Source organism: Thermococcus sp. 101 C5 (genome assembly GCF_009372125.1).
GTDB lineage: Archaea > Methanobacteriota_B > Thermococci > Thermococcales > Thermococcaceae > Thermococcus_A > Thermococcus_A bergensis.
Genome location: NZ_WHIZ01000023.1, coordinates 12,127 through 27,002 on the forward strand (window position 1 = coordinate 12,127; position 14,876 = coordinate 27,002).

Below are 14,876 nucleotides of genomic sequence, written 5' to 3' on the forward strand. Positions count from 1 at the left end.
TCCAAAAGAAAGTTAATAAACTTTTCTAAACCGGAGTTGCAACATAGATTCCATGTCTTGTCCTCACGATTTTGACCTTAATCTCATCGCCGACTTTTGCGTTCGTGTTTATGATCTCTATCAACCTGTTCCTCGCGGTTCCAAGCATCTCCCCTTCGATTCTTCCCGGAAGGACTATTTTTACCTTGACGACTTCTCCAACACGGAACTGCAGAGGAATGAACTTTCTCTTGTGCATTCCGAAGTGCTCTGGTCTTAAGACGAGGGGTTTCATTCCGGTTTTTTCTTCAAGGGCTCTCAGCCAGTCATAAAACTCTTTAAATGGCAAAAACTTCACAGTGGGATGCCTCCCAAACTTATAGGGGACGTAGTTCTGGAAGCCTAGAGCGGGCCACCTTTTTCCGGCACCGATTTTTCTTGCAAACTCTATAAAAGCTTCAGCTTCATTGTCGTTTATTCCAAAGATTATTACCGGGGCCAGAAGAACGTCAATTCCGGCATTTACAAGTGCCTCGGCCATCTCCAAAACATGGTTGAGGTCGTAGTCTTTCATCCCCATTAACATTTTTGCCTTTTCGGAGTCGAGGGAGTGAATTGAGAGGTTTACCCTATCAAGCCCTGCCTCTGCAAGCTCCTCAATGAGCTTATCGTTCAGCAGTATTCCATTACTCTGCATCGAGATTACGCTGACGTTTGGGTTTTCTCTTAGCCCCTGGACGAGTTCTACAATGAATGGATAGAGCAGGGGTTCTCCCTGCCCGTCTAAGTGGGCTTCGAGCCCTTTGCCCTTGAATCTGGCAACTTCATCGAACCATTTCACCAGATAGTCAACATCGACAACGTAATCAAGGAGCCTTGTTCTGGAATAGGGCCCCTCATCAACGGAGCAGAAGATGCACGAGACATTACATCCAGTCGAACCCCTTACTTGGATTAGATTTGTGCCCCTGTCGATTAAACCAAACCCGTTGTATCCCAGAAGAGGAACTTCCATCCCCTCGTGGACGTATAGGACTTTCCTTTTCGTGTATCTGCTCCTTAAAAATTCCCCAAGGTGGCTCTGGATAAAGAATGCGAGAAACTTCTCAATCTCTTCGTTTTCAATATTCACCATAAGGTAACCATCTTCAACATGAATCTCAGGTTTTACTCTGAATTTCCTTTTAATGGCTTTCTCAAGGAGAGATTTCTCAAAATCAGCGTAGAGGGTGTTTCTCCAGATTAACCTTATGCTCTCTTCGGCTTCTTCGAAATATGAATTTGGAAGCTTTATTTTCATCATGTTTGCCCTTAACTGTATGGTCTTTTAAGATTTTGGATTTCTTTTGTGGGATTTCAACTCCGTGGGTCGGCTATAAATACGGGGATTCCGGAGAGCTTGCCGACGAATCCTTTGATTTCATAAACCTTTTCAAAAATTTCGGGTTTTAAGATTTCCTCTTTTCCATCTGCTATTATTTTGCCGTTTCTCATAAAGATAAACCTGTCGGCAAAGCGTAGAGCTAGGTTGACGTCATGCATAACCGCTATCGAGACTTTGCCCGCTTTTGCGAATTCTTTGGCTATCTTCATGACTTCAAGCTGGCTCTTTGGATCAAGATTGTTTGTTGGCTCGTCCATTAGTAGTATCTCCGGTTCTTGGGCTAGAGCTCTGGCAATGCTTACCTTTTGCAGCTCTCCCCCACTAAGCCTGTTGGCAGGCTTTAAAGCAAGGTGCTGAATACCGAGTTTCTTGAGGGTCTCATTGACGATTTTGATGTCCTTTCCAGAGGGTTTAAAACCCATATATGGTTTTCTACCTAAAAGAACAATGTCAAAGACTCTCATAAACCCGGGATTTACGCTTTGTGGTACGCATCCTATTATCCTTGCGAGGTCTCTTCGGGAATAGTGCTCAAGGGGCTTCCCTAAAATCTCAATACCTTCACACCTGAGAAGTCCAGCAATGCATTTTAGCAGAGTGCTCTTTCCAGCTCCGTTTGGGCCTAATACTGCCACGAACTCTCCACGTTCAATTTCTAAGGATACGTTCTCTAAGACATTTAGACCATTATATGCAAATTTAAGGTTCTCAACTCTTATAACTTTCATCTGGCCCCCTCCATCCGTATGAGGAGATATATAAACATTGGGGCACCAAGAAATGATGTTACAACACCCACAGGAAGAGTCATTGGTGAAAATGTCAGCCGTGCGAGCGTATCTGCTGTAAGAAGTAGTAGTCCGCCTAACAGGCAGGAGAGTGGAATGAGGAATCTATAGTCTTCCCCAAATAAAAGTCTGACCATATGGGGAGCTATTAGACCTACAAATCCTATAACTCCTACAAATGCGACACTCGTTGCTGTTGCCAGAGTTGCGAGGAAGGTTAGCGTTAGCCGTACTTTCTCAATCTCAATTCCTACAGATTTCGCTACATCATCTCCCATGACGGCTGCGTTTAAGTCCCAAGATCTTAGAATAAAATATCCAAAAACAATGGCAAAAACCCCCACAAGTATTGTGTTTTCTCTCCATGTTGCTCTTCCAATATCCCCAAAGCTCCAGTACACCATCGCTGCCAGCTGGAGCTCGTCTGCGAGGTATTGGACAAGGGTTGTTAAGGCCGTAAAAAGGGCGCTCATTGCGACTCCAGCAAGTATAATGGCTTCTGGACTGAGACCTCTTAGCTTTGCTAGGAATAAAATTATAAGGGTAGCACTTATGGCCCCCAGAAAGGCAAATAGTACTATAGTGTATGGGCTGGTTAAAATAACTCTTCCCGAGCTTTCCGAGTATCCGGCTCCCAGGATAATTGCCAAAGATGCCCCAAACATTGCTCCGTGTGAAACTCCCATAGTAAAGGGGCTTGCAAGGGGGTTTCTAAGTACTCCCTGCATTACTGCCCCCGAAACTGCTAAAGAAGCGCCTACGAGGATTCCTGCAATGACTCTTGGAAGCCTGATGTTCCAGACCACTAGATACGCTTTTTCGTCCCCCTTTCCGACCATTGCCCGGTAAATCTCTTGAGCCGAAAGCTCATATCCACCGTGTGAAATGGCATATATGCTAACTATAAGCAAAAGAAGAAGGAGAACAATCCCGGCTAAAACTCTTTTTGCAGTATACTCTCTGTACTCCATAGGGCCTCACTGGGATGATAAAGCTTCAATACTTCCGCTTGAGATGTCAATCTTTCCAAACCCTCCAAACTGCTCGGCAAGTATTTCGTATACTGGTTTGCCCACTAGGAACTCGTATATTTCGTTTGCCTTATCTATGGGGTCTACATCTTTAAAGCTCTCTGGATAAAGGACTTTTCCAATGAAGTACGCGTCTGCGAGGGCAGTCCCTATGTTTGTTGCGTAGTAGTTGTAGGGTAAAATTCCATAGACGTTCTTGTTTTTCGCGGCCTTTAGCGACTCATAGAACTCTGAATTTTTCTTGTAGTCGTCGAGGATTATACTCAGCCCGCCCTCATCGATGAATATGTATTCTGGATCCCACTCTAAGAGCTTCTCTTTGTCAATGAATTTGTGTCCCTCTCCGAGCTCGTCGGCAACGTTCTTGGCATGAAGCACTACAAAAGGCGGGTATTTGGCAATAGTGCTCTCAATTCCATGTGTTCCTTTGTATCCAACCCCTCCAACGTAAACGCTTGGACTGCTGGCATTTTCTGTACGTTTTGATAAGTCCTCTTGGAGGGACTTAATGAAGTTGATAACCTCTTGAGCTCTTTTTTCTTTTCCAAGGATTTTGCCTGCGAGCTCTAAAGACTTAAAGAGCTCTTCATCTTCAAATGTTGCCAGTTCTCCGTAGCTGAGCACAACAACGGGGATTCCGGTCTTCTCTTGAATGTCTTGGGCTGTCTTGGCGTCCACATAAGTCATGAAAATTACATCCGGCTTCAGTTTAAGCAGTGCCTCTAAGTTGGGGAGCTTTCCCGGGCCGCCGGGTCCAATACTTGGAAGCTCTTTAAGTTCTGGGTGTGCCAGAATGTAGGGCCTTCCATACTCGCGGAGCCTTTCGAAGTCTTCAACTCCTACCACTTTGTCGCTGGCGTTTAAATACACGACGATCCTCAAAGCTCCGGGACCGGCTGCAACTACTCGTTTAACGTTCCCTGGGACTTCGACATCTCTTCCAGCGAGGTCTTTTACAGTCACTGTTTCTGTTCCTTTAACTGACGCACTCTGCAAACATCCAGATACCAGTAAAAGCGAAACTATGAGTGGAATAAGTACCTTAGCTTTCATTCTTTTTTCCCTCCTCGAACCACCCAATTTTTGCGTTTTCCACGCAGTCTAGGTCTGAAGAATAAGGTTTAATGTCAATAACAGGTGTTTCGTCAATGGCATCTAACCCCCTCACTATTAGTTTCCTACCTTTTCTTTCTATGAGCTCTACAACTGCAAAGCCTATGGGATTTGGTCTGTGTGGAGAGCGTGTAGCAAAAACGCCGTGTTCTCTTCTATCATGTGGAGGTATCGCTATTAATACGTCTCTCCTAGCTTTATCAAGCCAGTAGAGGATTATTAAATGTGTGCAGGTCTCGATGTCTCTCAGTCCTTCTTCAAATTCTTGAAAAATTTCTATTGTGAATACTTCTTTTGAAAACTTCCCCTGAGTGGGACATTCTGCTTTGCTTTTGTACGGGGATTTTATTATCCCTATTGGACTGATGTAAAACTGCATTTGCTTACCTCCCCTTAATTCTGACTATGCCCCTTCCAACTACGGCATAGTACTCTTTTTCGGCACACCTTAGGCAGAAGGGCCTTCCATCGACATAAACCACTCTTCTCGACATTGTGAGTTCTCCACACTTTGAGCAGCGGATACTGTCAAAAATGGGAGCCTGTTCAATTGGGGGTACATTAACGTGCTCTATTTTAAATTCCTCTCGGGGGATATGGAGCATATTCTTTGCAGCCTTTTCCCAAAGCTCTTTAAGCTGCTTTCTTTCTTCTGCTGTCCCTTTTCTTTCTCTTATAACTTTGTTGAAAAGCTCTTTTGCTCCGGGAGGATAGTATTTCTCAAGTCTTTCGGCATCTATATAAACCCTAACTCCTTCCCATGTTGAACGTTTAACAAGAGTTAACGCATTTTTGCCGATATCTAAGTAAATTAGGGAATTATTTCCAAGTGTGCATCCGGTGGTTACCTGAACACCATCGGTAAAGCAACTGTTAACCTCGACTATTGCCAAAATGCTCTCATCTACACTCTCCGAGTAGTCAAGTCTTCCGACTCCCAGTTCGTCCATTGCAATTAGCGATGCTCTTATCCCAAGAGCTAGATAGGGACAGACATGCCCATGAAATTCCCTTGCATATTCGAGTATGTCTTCTGCTTTTCTCTCACTTACAAGCTTGTTAAGGATGGACATTGTGTCACCTATCTGCAGTGGAGTAACATATTTTAAATGATTTTCTTAATACTAGTGTTACCAACCAAAAGTTTGCGTTACCCGTAGCGGTGATAATCCCATCCATAAAAAACTAGTAGGGCTTGGGCAGCATGTATTTTCCCGGAGAGAGTTCTAAAACTCACAAGCGTTCTCTGGAAGTTCTTTCAAAGTTGTTGGTTTTTATTGTTATCTGGTCTCCCCCCGCTCTAAGGGTGATACTTTCAGAAGAAAAAAGTAAAGTTTATAAATTGGTGTTGGCTTTAGTGTTATTGACGGGGGCGTGGTGTAGCCTGGTCCATCATCGCGGGCTCCAGAGGTGTGAAGACGAGCGGGTTTGCTGATTGGGGATGAGCCTTTGGAGCTCTGACCCGGAGAAACCCGCGGACCGGGGTTCAAATCCCCGCGCCCCCACCAATTTTCTCTGTTTCTGTTTAGCCGTAGAACAATCTGAGAACTGAGAAAAATTGATAAAAATAAAAGATTTTTTGTTTGCAGGCTCATTTCTTGCTACTTCATCATTAAAAAATCAGAAAGGAGAACGCTAATCATCGCCCGCACTAGAGTTCTTCTTTCACGGTAACAAAGGAAACCATGGTCACGGTCTGCCCGACACCCTTTATCTCTCTAAGTTTATCGATTACAACTCTTCCTATGTCTTCAGCCGAAGAGGCTCTTGCCTTTATCAGAAGGTCCCATTCTCCGGCAATTATGTGGACCTCATAAACCTCTTCAATTTGAGCTATTTTTTTAGCGACTTCCCTCTGTGTTAGCCCTGAACCGGGCTCATACCTTGCGAGAATGAACGCTGTAGTCCCCAAATTTAGCTTCTTGTAGTTGGGTTTGATGGTGAATTTTTCTATGACACCCTCATTTACGAGCTTCTTTATTCTATAGTGGACAGTTGTCCTTGGAATGCCCAGCTTTTTACTTAAACTGGCTATATTCTCCCTCGAATTCTCCTTAAGCTCTTTAAGCAGTCTTAAATCAAGTGTGTCTATTATCTCGTCCATACAAATCCCCCATAATCGCCAGATTTTCAATAAACATTTGTCTTTATTGTCGTTCAATCCTTTTTAAGATTTTCTTTTAGCCATAGTGTAAACTCCTTTAGGGCTAGTCCTCTGTGGGAGATTTTGTTTTTTTCCTCTATTTCCATCTCGGCAAACGTCTTGTCATAGCCTTCCGGCATGAATATTGGGTCGAACCCAAATCCCTTACCACCGCGTTTCTCGTTGATTATTTTTCCATGCACAACGCCGGTAAATATGTGGAGCTCCCCGTCGTAATACCCTATAACGCTTTTGAAGTATGCCCTCCTATCCTCAACTCCTTCCATGAGCTTGAGAATCCCTTCGTTTCCTAAGGTTTTGTAAACGTAAGCGGAATAGACTCCGGGGAACCCATTTAAGCCCTCAACAAAAAGCCCCGAGTCATCTATAAAAAACGGCCCTGTTATGTGATCCCTTAGCCAGCTTACTCCAAAGGCAACAACCTCTTCGAGAGTGTTTGCCTGTATCTCGGGGTAGCTTATGCTTTTCTGCACGACTTCTATGCCCAAAGGCGATAGATACTTTCTAGCCTCCTCTAATTTTCCCCTGTTAGACGTTACAAACACTAGCCTCATTGTTTTCACCTAAAGAACAGAAGTGAAGAAAAGATTAAAAAAGTTTAGTCTATAATGTAGCCAATTCTTTCAACAAGCTCTCTTCTCTCCTTCTTCTGTTCGTCGGTTTCAATTCTGGTTGCTGCTTTTCCATCTACTATTCCGAGTACAGAGCGTCCAAGATCTGTTTCGGCTACTATGACTTGCATGGGGTTCTCACTGGCGCCATATACCATAGCCACTGCTGGGTGGTTCTTTACTGTGTTGAGCACGTTTATTGGGAAGGCGTTTTTCATGAGTATCACAAAAACATGGCCTGCTCCAATCTTTAGAGCGTTCTTTGCGGCCAATTCTTCTAGTTCTTTATCGTTTCCGGTGTATCTGGTAAGCTGTGGCTTCGCCTCGTTCATAGCAATCCCGAACTTTATTCCCGGAACCGCTGTGAGAAGAGCCCTAGCCAAGTCATCAACGGTGAAGATTGAGAAGTTTCCCTGACCAATGATGCACTCTACTCCTTCTGGTTTTTCTACTTCAACAACTTCTATCTTAACCATTCTCATCACCATTCATTAAATTAATTTTTTGTACATAAAACCTTTTTGGACGTTATGTCTCGAGGGATGGTCTAACGGGCAGTATTCCAGCCCCATTATATCGCCGGAAGCGTAGTATTCCAGTGCTCTGCAATCATGACATGTAGAGTTAAATGGACAAAGTTTGCATCCATCTATATCTTCCTTTTTCAGTTTCCAGAACTTTTTCAATCTGCGCTTTCTGAGTATTTGCTTTAGGTTTAGCTCTTTCACGTTTCCTACTATAAAATTCCGCAAAAGGGGACAAGGGAGGGCAAAGCCTTCTGGGGTTATAGCCAGCGTGCCGCTTAAACATGGATGAAACGTCATGTGTGCCTTAAATATTCTCTTAGCCTCCATTAAATCAAAATCTACCTTTCTCAGTGAGCCCGGAAAGAGAACGTCAATATAAACCTCACACGGGAACGAGAAATTTTTAATACTCCAAATTTCCTCTCCTTTGATCATAAGAAGAATTGCGTGGGCTCCCTCTATGTCTTGAAGCCTTTCCATATTTCTTCTAGAATATCGAACTTCTACAATAGGCTTAACATCTGTGGAAAAAGATGCCTTCTTGAAGTCTTCAATTCTAACAACGGGATAGACGTTTTCAATTGGGAGTGTCACGGAAAAGTGCGAAACTTCTTCTAGGATGGATAATTCATCATAATTTGTTAGGTACAGGTCTCTGCCAGAAATCATTGCGAACTCCCTTATTACACTCTCTATCAGATCGAGTTCCATAGGAGTATCCCGGAGAATAAATCTGTTGTTGCCAATGCACCCGATTGAGCGGGGTATCCCTTCAACTTCTGAAAACACTCCCTTTCCTGAGCCAAGTTGCAGTATAAGTCTTTCTAGCTTTCCACTGTGCTCTCTTTCCACCCATGGAGGTTTTGCGAATGTAACGATGTTTCGAGCCTTATTAAAGGCCCCATCGTTACCACTAACCTCCATTTAATCACCATTAACTACACCATAAGAAGCTTTATCAATTTTACTATTTTCTGTAGTTTCAAGTTAACAATAAATAATAGTTAAAAAAGGACTCTAATGCACCTTTTTGTCTGGCACTGCTTTTTCTCCTTCAATCCAAAAAACACCTTCATCTGTCACTTCTTTCTTCCAAATTGGTACTCTCTTTTTCACTTCATCAACAGTCCAAATGCAGGCTTCAAATGCTTCTTTTCTGTGCTTTCCAGCGGCAACTATGAGAATTGTGTTCTCCCCAACTTCAAGCTCCCCATACCGATGCCATATTACCATATCTAATATCGGAAATTTTTCTAGTGCCTCTTCGCGAATTCTTTTCATTTCCTCTATCGCCATTTCCTCGTAAGCCTCGTAAACGAGCTTTCTAACCCTTCTGCCGTGGCTTTCGTCTCTAACTTTTCCGAGAAATATGGCGATTCCCCCGCTTTTCGGGGATGAAACAAGCTCAATTGCTTTAGCAATGTCAAAATCATCAGGCTTTTTAAACAGCTTAATCTTCAAGGTCTATCACCTCAAAGGAATTGTGCATTAAATCAACTATGAGAAGTTTGTTCGTTAAAAGCTCTCCTTTTCCGGTTAATAGCTTTACAACTTCTGCTGCCTGTATCGTCCCTATAACTCCAGCTGTTGCTCCCAGAATAGGGAACTTCTCTTTTTTCTTTGGTGCAACAGGAAAAATTTCTTTTAGACTTTTGGTTTTTCCGGGGATAATTGTAGTTACCTGTCCATAAAGACTCTCAACAGCTCCATGGACGAGGGGGATTCCCTTTTTGTGGGCGAATTCATCCAGAAGATACCTCGTTTCGAAGTTATCTAGGCAATCAACAATAACATCAACGTCTTTGAGAACTTCTTCTATGTTCTCCTTTGTCAGCTTTCCGACAAAGGTCTCAATCTCTATATCGGAATTAAAGCGTTCGAGCTTCCATTTAGCTGATATTGGCTTTGGGTTCTTTCCTAGGTCTTCTTCCCAATGGAGAATCTGCCTGTTCAGATTGCTGAGCTCCGGTAGCTGTTCGTCTATAAGCAAAAGGTTTACCCCTGCAGCAGCAAGATAGTATGCCACAGGACTTCCAAGTCCCCCAACGCCTACAATGGCTACCTTGCTCTTCTTGAGCTTTTCTTGCCCTTCAACACCGAAAATCCTAATCTGCCTGTCGTATCTTTCCAGTTCTCTTTCCGTTAGCATGTTATCCACCACTCGTTGGCGGAAAGAGAGCAACAATATCTCCATCCTCTAATTCCTCATCGAAGGAAGCGTATCTACCGTTTTTTGAAACATTCACGTCTGCATTATCGTCATAATCCTCGCCGAAGACTTCTTCCTTGAACTTTGGATGGAGTTCTTTTATCTTCTCGAGGAGATCTCTTATCTTGCTCCCTTCGGGAAGCTCGATTTCTTCCTCTCCCGTCCCAGCCAGTTCCCTAAAACGGGCAAAATACCTTACTCTTATCTTCATTTTCCCACCACTCAAAATTATCGTCAGTGTTTTATAAAAGGTTTAGCATAAAACAAAAGTGCTTACCATGGAACGCTTTTCCATCCCAGCTTGTACGCTAAAACGTTAGCTCCCCAATGAATGAATGGAGTCACAACGAGAAGGAACAGAACCTGTCCGGTTGTGAGGGTTTTTATCGGGTAAGCTAAAACCAATGCTGAGATTAAAAAGCCCCATTGGTCGAGACCAACTGCTGGATAACCTCTCTCCATGCCTACCCGTCTCTTGACAAAGCTACCGACTAGATCTCCAAGAAGGGCTCCAAAGGAGAGCGCAAAGGCAAGCTTTAAGGCGAGAGAAAAAGAGCCGTAGAAATCGGGCTTGAGGTAATACTGGATAATCCCAACTAAAACCCCTGCACAGAGTCCCCCAAAAAAGCCTCTCCAGGTTTTCCCATCACCAAGAATTCTCTTTCCATCGACAAAACTCTTTCCAAAGTCCATTGGTGTTTTGCCTTTGAAGATCACTGGGGAGGCATTTGCAAAATACGCTGGGAGAATGTACCACAAAGCTTCTAGCAGTTCATTCATTTAACCACCGTTTTAATTATTCTTGGCTCGTTTTTAAGGGTTTTCACTATTTAGCTTTTCTTCGAGGCACTCGAGGAGAGCTTGTAACACTCGTTCGTCTTCATGCTTGAGGAAAATGTTTATTATTTTTTCTGCGATGGCATTTCTCCGGAGGGCAAATTCTATTCTCTGCTTTATTTTCTCTGCTTCCTCGCTTTTTTCATTTTCAACTTCTTTCAATGCCCTGAGAAGGTTTTCTCTGGTTTGCCGTACGTCTTCCTCTATTTTTTTGTAGTACGCCTCTTTTCTCCACTCTTGGATGTTTTTTATTGCAGTGTAATACGCCTTTTTGTCACCTGGCTTTTTGATCCTTTTTACAAGTCCAATATTTTCTAAGAGCTTCAGTGCGGTGCTCACGTGAGAAAGCGAATATCCCGTTCTTTCGGCAATCTCTCCGAGGCTTAACGGTTCGTCTTCAAAGAAGAGAACTCCGTATATATATCCGTAGAGCTCGCTTAGCCCGAATTTTCTTGCGGTATTTGCGAAGTGCTCCATCATGATCCTTTTAGCTTCCTCAACTCCCACCATTATCCCTCCTCAATGATCAGCACTTCAGCATACAAAGCTGAGCTTTCATTCAAAAGTTTATTCTTGAGCTTTGAAAGCTCATGAATATCTTGTACCTTAACTTTAACGATTATATCGTAATCTCCATAAAGCCTGTGCGCTTCTAATACGCATGGAAAGGAATTCAAGCTTTTCATAATTTCACTATTATCTCCCTTTGTGACTAGTAGTATGAAGGCTTTCATGCCTCATCAAAACCTTTATCGTGCTTTCAAGTTATAAAACTTTCGGAAATTTCCGAAAGTTATGGGGGGAAATAAACGGGAGTATGTGGAATAACCCTTTAGACTTTTGTTTTCCTTTTCTGGTTCATAGCTTCGTGAAACATTCTTAGATAAGCCATGACGTGACGCGTATAAACCTCTTCGAGAATTCTAATAGTGCTCTCGTCAAGCTTCTTCGCGGAGTTTAATATTCTCTTCTGAACAAGAAAGCTCTCCACTGGAAGCTTCAGAAAGTTCTTTATGTAGTGAGGCATCCTTCGGACAACGTAGCCTTTAGCGCTGCTCAGAACGGGCTTTGAATACTCCTCAGCTTTCCCCATAACGCTATGAAGCCACTTCTTGAAGTAAAACATATACGTCTTTTCCCTACTTTCAAAGTACAGCCTCCAGAGCTTTTCTTTTGTTCTGATTACCGGTCGTAGAACGTCATAAAGATCCCAATTAAGTGTCAAAAGAGACCTCTCTTTGAGTGCCTTATAGAAGGAGTCACTGCCAGGCAGTGGAGTGTATATTGATATCTGGAGGGCATCTAAACCATGATCACCGAGCATTTGAACGAACTTGTAAGTTGCTTTTCTGTCTTTCCTTGACTCGTAGGGTGCTCCAATAATGACTCCGCCATAAGTGATTATTCCCTGCTCGCTGAGCAGTTGAACAGCTCTCAGTGTGTCATTCTTTCTTAACCCCTTTCTCATGCTATTAAGAACTTCTTCACTTCCAGATTCAATTCCCATAAAAGCAACTCTAACACCTGCATCCGCAAGCTTTTTGGCAATTTCGGGATGTTTTGATATTATATCTGCCCTTATCTGTATGATAAAGTTAATCTCGTTGAGCCCGTTCTCTATTATAGCATCGAGAAGCTTAAGCCTCTCTTCATATTTGAAGGGAACAACGAAGTTATCATCAACAAAGAAAACCCAGTTGTAGCCGAGGCTTTTTATGAAGCCCAGCTCTTCAATTACCCTCTCATTGCTCTTGAATCTCCATGCGTGCCCCCACATCGCCGAGGCACTGCAGAACTCACAGTTGTAAGGGCATCCCTTGAAGTCTCCACAGAGGCTATCCTTGCGTTTTCCCCGAGAATTGTTGCCCTGTATGTTTTTGAATCAACAAGGTCATAGGCGGGCATTGGAAGCTCATCAAGGTTAACGATTGGCTCCCGGTAGGAGACTTTCACGTCCCCTTTTTCCACATAAGCTATCCCCTTAACATTTCTTATGCTCCCTCTCTCCTTCAATGCTTTAACCAGCTCCTGAAACGTGTTTTCTCCCTCTCCTATAACTACTGCATCGACCCCTTCGCGTAGAACGAGAGGATATGTAAAGGTCGAGTGATGACCTCCGAAGACCACAAAAGAATCAAGCCCCTCTTCTCGCATTCTTCTAACGATTCTCAGAGAGGGATTCACATAGGTGGATGCTATGGTTGTGAAGCCCACAATGTCTGGGTCAAATGCCTCTATCTCCGCCACGGTCTCCTCTTCCGCCAGTCCCCTTGCCTCCGCGTCTATGACCTTTACCTCGGCGACTTCCCTAATGGCTCCGGCAAGAGATAAGATCCCCAACGGAGGAGCTATGTATCCGTAAGCCGATGCATATCCGCTCTTTCCCGGGTTTGTCCTGACAAGGGCAACTTTCATTTTTCATCCCCTAAATCATAGTTCTAACTTGAGGTGTATAACTTTTTTGCCCGCTCAATAAGCTTCCATAAGGCTCGGCTGAGAATACCCGCGGTGTTCTTCTACCTCAGTCCGAATATCGAGCGGCTCAAGAGGCTTTACCTCGTAGCCCTTACTTTTGCCCCACTTCTCTATCTGCCTTATGACGATCCGAGTTCCAAGCCTCGCCAGCGGGTAGAAAGGTATTAGGAATGGGTTGTTTTTCATAACTGCGGGCAGGCCCCTTGTGACTTCCTTCATCATGTGCTTCCAAGCGTAGTAGAGGTGGAGGAACTGGCCGTAGGTTATCATCTCGTCGATCTGGTAGAAATCCTGGTTCTTGAGCATGCCCATCGGAACGAATGCCAGTGGCGTCACAGTGAAGTGCGCTCTACTACCGAGCTTCTCCTCAAGCTCCCTCTCCATCGTGACTATTAGCTGGGCAGTCATTATCTCGTCGTCATCAGTGTCGCCAGGCAATCCCAGAATCGTTGTGTATGCAGGGAACCAGTAGTTTTTGTTGAAGACGTACGTCCCGTTGAGGAGAACCCAGGGCCACTCCTCCGGTGAGAAGGGCTTCATCTTGTTGTTCATGTACTTCCCGATGAGCCTCGGCGAGGCCGTCTCAAAGCCGACTTGAATGCCTATCCAGTGATTCGGACCAGCGTCAACGATGCGGGAGATTTCCTCTATCATTCCTGGAGCGGCCAGGGCACCGGCAACGGCCCCGTGGGTCGGGTTCACGTTCTTCGTGTATTTTCTAGCTATTTCAAACAGCTCAACAACGGCCTCAGCATTCGGGTAGAAGTTCTTCTTATCCTCGACGCGGTAGAGGAACACGTCCTCGCTGTGGAACCAGGCGTGATCGATTCCAGAGTTTACGTTGAGCCTTATCTCCTCTTCTATCCTCTCCAGCGGTATGTGGCGGGCAACCCTCAGGTTCGGCTCGCAGAAGCGGCAGCCCCTTCCACAGCCCCTCATCACCTCGACGAGACCCTTATACGAGGGCGCCACTATCGTCGGGATCTGCTCGACCCGCGGCCAGCCCTTGATAAAGATAGTCTCGTCGGCGCCCCCGCTCTCGATGTCCCTGAAGAGCTCCCCAGCAACGTGGTCGACTTCTCCGATTACCACGTGGTCTATCCTCAGCTTCTCCTTCTCCTCCCTTCTGAAGTCAACCTGCCAAGCCCCCGGCCCGCCGACGACGATTTTGAAGTCCAGCTTTTTGGTCTCCCTTATGCGGTTTATCCTTTCCACGAGCTCAATGAACTTGACTTTGGTGTAGTTCGTCCACTTGCCGCCGTTTGTGAACATCATGCTGACCGGCCCCAGACCGAGAGGATCCATCTCGTAGAGTGCAACGATCGTGGTGTCTTTGTCTATGAACTGCTCAACCTTGCGCGGGTGGGCGACTACCACTTCGTCCCTTCTGAAGCCGTCCCGGAGAAGGGCCGCCTCGACCTTCCTGAGGCCGTAGGGCGCTTGAGTCAGAACGCCGTTCTCATCGGGCAACTGGGTGTCAAAAAACCTGAAAACCCACTTCGGGAGCTTGTCGTAGGGTGCACAGCCGAGAAAGTCTAGCAGAGGTACGTCGTGGTATGTGCTCGTTAGAGTTTCGTCAGTAGTCAAGACTATTCTGGTCATAACACTCACCTTCATATATATGTAAAAAAATTTGCATATTTAAGCTTATCGTATTGCCTTATAATGGGACTTTTTTTCAGGGGCGTGTTTAGTTTCACCCCCTGTTATTTAAACAGTATTTGACTCTGAGGAGGATTTTCAGACCATAACACATTA

19 protein-coding genes and 1 tRNA gene are annotated in these 14,876 nt (G+C 44.6%); 1 reads left to right on the forward strand and 19 read right to left on the reverse strand.

Going from position 1 to position 14,876, the window contains the following annotated elements:
* Nucleotides 1–25: 25 nt before the first annotated feature.
* Genes GBV73_RS04895 through GBV73_RS04920 form a run of 6 tightly spaced genes read right to left on the reverse strand, consistent with a single transcriptional unit; the run spans nucleotide 26 to nucleotide 5,368 of the window.
* Nucleotides 26–1,282, reverse strand: coding sequence for a radical SAM protein (locus tag GBV73_RS04895; RefSeq protein ID WP_152879735.1), 1,257 nt, complete (start codon nucleotides 1,280–1,282; stop codon nucleotides 26–28).
* Nucleotides 1,283–1,335: 53 nt separating this feature from the next.
* Nucleotides 1,336–2,091 (reverse strand): ABC transporter ATP-binding protein, encoded by a 756-nt coding sequence (locus GBV73_RS04900; RefSeq protein ID WP_152879737.1) that lies wholly within the window; start codon nucleotides 2,089–2,091, stop codon nucleotides 1,336–1,338.
* Nucleotides 2,088–3,122 (reverse strand): iron ABC transporter permease, encoded by a 1,035-nt coding sequence (locus GBV73_RS04905; protein ID WP_152879739.1) that lies wholly within the window; start codon nucleotides 3,120–3,122, stop codon nucleotides 2,088–2,090. Before GBV73_RS04905 ends, GBV73_RS04900 begins: the two co-directional genes overlap by 4 nt.
* A 6-nt stretch (nucleotides 3,123–3,128) precedes the next feature.
* Nucleotides 3,129–4,235 (reverse strand): iron ABC transporter substrate-binding protein, encoded by a 1,107-nt coding sequence (locus tag GBV73_RS04910; protein ID WP_152879741.1) that lies wholly within the window; start codon nucleotides 4,233–4,235, stop codon nucleotides 3,129–3,131.
* Entirely contained in the window at nucleotides 4,225–4,674 is a 450-nt protein-coding gene (tsaA, locus tag GBV73_RS04915) for a tRNA (N6-threonylcarbamoyladenosine(37)-N6)-methyltransferase TrmO (RefSeq protein ID WP_042697852.1), read from the reverse strand. Before tsaA ends, GBV73_RS04910 begins: the two co-directional genes overlap by 11 nt.
* A gap of 4 nt (nucleotides 4,675–4,678) precedes the next feature.
* Nucleotides 4,679–5,368: an FmdE family protein gene (locus GBV73_RS04920; protein ID WP_042697850.1), complete on the reverse strand. Its 690-nt coding sequence runs from the start codon at nucleotides 5,366–5,368 to the stop codon at nucleotides 4,679–4,681.
* A 295-nt stretch (nucleotides 5,369–5,663) separates the two neighbouring features.
* Here GBV73_RS04920 and GBV73_RS04925 point away from each other — a divergent pair.
* A tRNA-Trp gene (locus GBV73_RS04925) sits at nucleotides 5,664–5,803 on the forward strand.
* Nucleotides 5,804–5,946: 143 nt separating this feature from the next.
* Here GBV73_RS04925 and GBV73_RS04930 read toward each other — a convergent pair.
* The 13 genes from GBV73_RS04930 to GBV73_RS04985 form a co-directional block, all read right to left on the reverse strand.
* Complete coding sequence (locus tag GBV73_RS04930; protein WP_152879743.1) at nucleotides 5,947–6,399, reverse strand: Lrp/AsnC family transcriptional regulator; 453 nt, start codon at nucleotides 6,397–6,399, stop codon at nucleotides 5,947–5,949.
* 53 nt (nucleotides 6,400–6,452) lie between these two features.
* Nucleotides 6,453–7,013, reverse strand: coding sequence for an XTP/dITP diphosphatase (locus GBV73_RS04935; RefSeq protein WP_152879745.1), 561 nt, complete (start codon nucleotides 7,011–7,013; stop codon nucleotides 6,453–6,455).
* Between the two features lie 44 nt (nucleotides 7,014–7,057).
* Nucleotides 7,058–7,546: an adenosine-specific kinase gene (locus tag GBV73_RS04940; RefSeq protein WP_152879763.1), complete on the reverse strand. Its 489-nt coding sequence runs from the start codon at nucleotides 7,544–7,546 to the stop codon at nucleotides 7,058–7,060.
* Nucleotides 7,547–7,561: 15 nt separating this feature from the next.
* Nucleotides 7,562–8,521, reverse strand: a complete 960-nt coding sequence (locus tag GBV73_RS04945) for an SPASM domain-containing protein (protein ID WP_152879747.1) — start codon at nucleotides 8,519–8,521, stop codon at nucleotides 7,562–7,564.
* A 93-nt stretch (nucleotides 8,522–8,614) separates the two neighbouring features.
* Complete coding sequence (locus tag GBV73_RS04950) at nucleotides 8,615–9,058, reverse strand: molybdenum cofactor biosynthesis protein MoaE (protein WP_152879749.1); 444 nt, start codon at nucleotides 9,056–9,058, stop codon at nucleotides 8,615–8,617.
* Nucleotides 9,048–9,746, reverse strand: a complete 699-nt coding sequence (locus tag GBV73_RS04955; RefSeq protein ID WP_152879751.1) for a ThiF family adenylyltransferase — start codon at nucleotides 9,744–9,746, stop codon at nucleotides 9,048–9,050. Before GBV73_RS04955 ends, GBV73_RS04950 begins: the two co-directional genes overlap by 11 nt.
* A 1-nt stretch (nucleotide 9,747) precedes the next feature.
* Nucleotides 9,748–10,017: a ubiquitin-like small modifier protein 1 gene (locus GBV73_RS04960; RefSeq protein ID WP_152879753.1), complete on the reverse strand. Its 270-nt coding sequence runs from the start codon at nucleotides 10,015–10,017 to the stop codon at nucleotides 9,748–9,750.
* A 62-nt stretch (nucleotides 10,018–10,079) separates the two neighbouring features.
* Entirely contained in the window at nucleotides 10,080–10,586 is a 507-nt protein-coding gene (locus tag GBV73_RS04965; RefSeq protein ID WP_152879755.1) for a CDP-2,3-bis-(O-geranylgeranyl)-sn-glycerol synthase, read from the reverse strand.
* A 33-nt stretch (nucleotides 10,587–10,619) separates the two neighbouring features.
* Complete coding sequence (locus GBV73_RS04970) at nucleotides 10,620–11,150, reverse strand: GbsR/MarR family transcriptional regulator (protein ID WP_371717016.1); 531 nt, start codon at nucleotides 11,148–11,150, stop codon at nucleotides 10,620–10,622.
* Between the two features lie 2 nt (nucleotides 11,151–11,152).
* The gene (locus GBV73_RS04975) at nucleotides 11,153–11,377 is read right to left on the reverse strand and encodes an Lrp/AsnC ligand binding domain-containing protein (RefSeq protein ID WP_042697825.1); all 225 of its coding nucleotides are present in this window, start codon (nucleotides 11,375–11,377) and stop codon (nucleotides 11,153–11,155) included.
* A gap of 98 nt (nucleotides 11,378–11,475) precedes the next feature.
* Nucleotides 11,476–12,420 carry a radical SAM protein gene (locus GBV73_RS11320; RefSeq protein ID WP_253910298.1) on the reverse strand — a complete coding sequence of 315 codons (945 nt, stop codon included), beginning with the start codon at nucleotides 12,418–12,420 and terminating at the stop codon, nucleotides 11,476–11,478.
* Nucleotides 12,378–13,058 carry a radical SAM protein gene (locus GBV73_RS11325; protein WP_253910299.1) on the reverse strand — a complete coding sequence of 227 codons (681 nt, stop codon included), beginning with the start codon at nucleotides 13,056–13,058 and terminating at the stop codon, nucleotides 12,378–12,380. Before GBV73_RS11325 ends, GBV73_RS11320 begins: the two co-directional genes overlap by 43 nt.
* 54 nt (nucleotides 13,059–13,112) lie before the next feature.
* Nucleotides 13,113–14,720, reverse strand: coding sequence for a radical SAM protein (locus tag GBV73_RS04985; RefSeq protein ID WP_152879759.1), 1,608 nt, complete (start codon nucleotides 14,718–14,720; stop codon nucleotides 13,113–13,115).
* Nucleotides 14,721–14,876 lie beyond the last annotated feature (156 nt).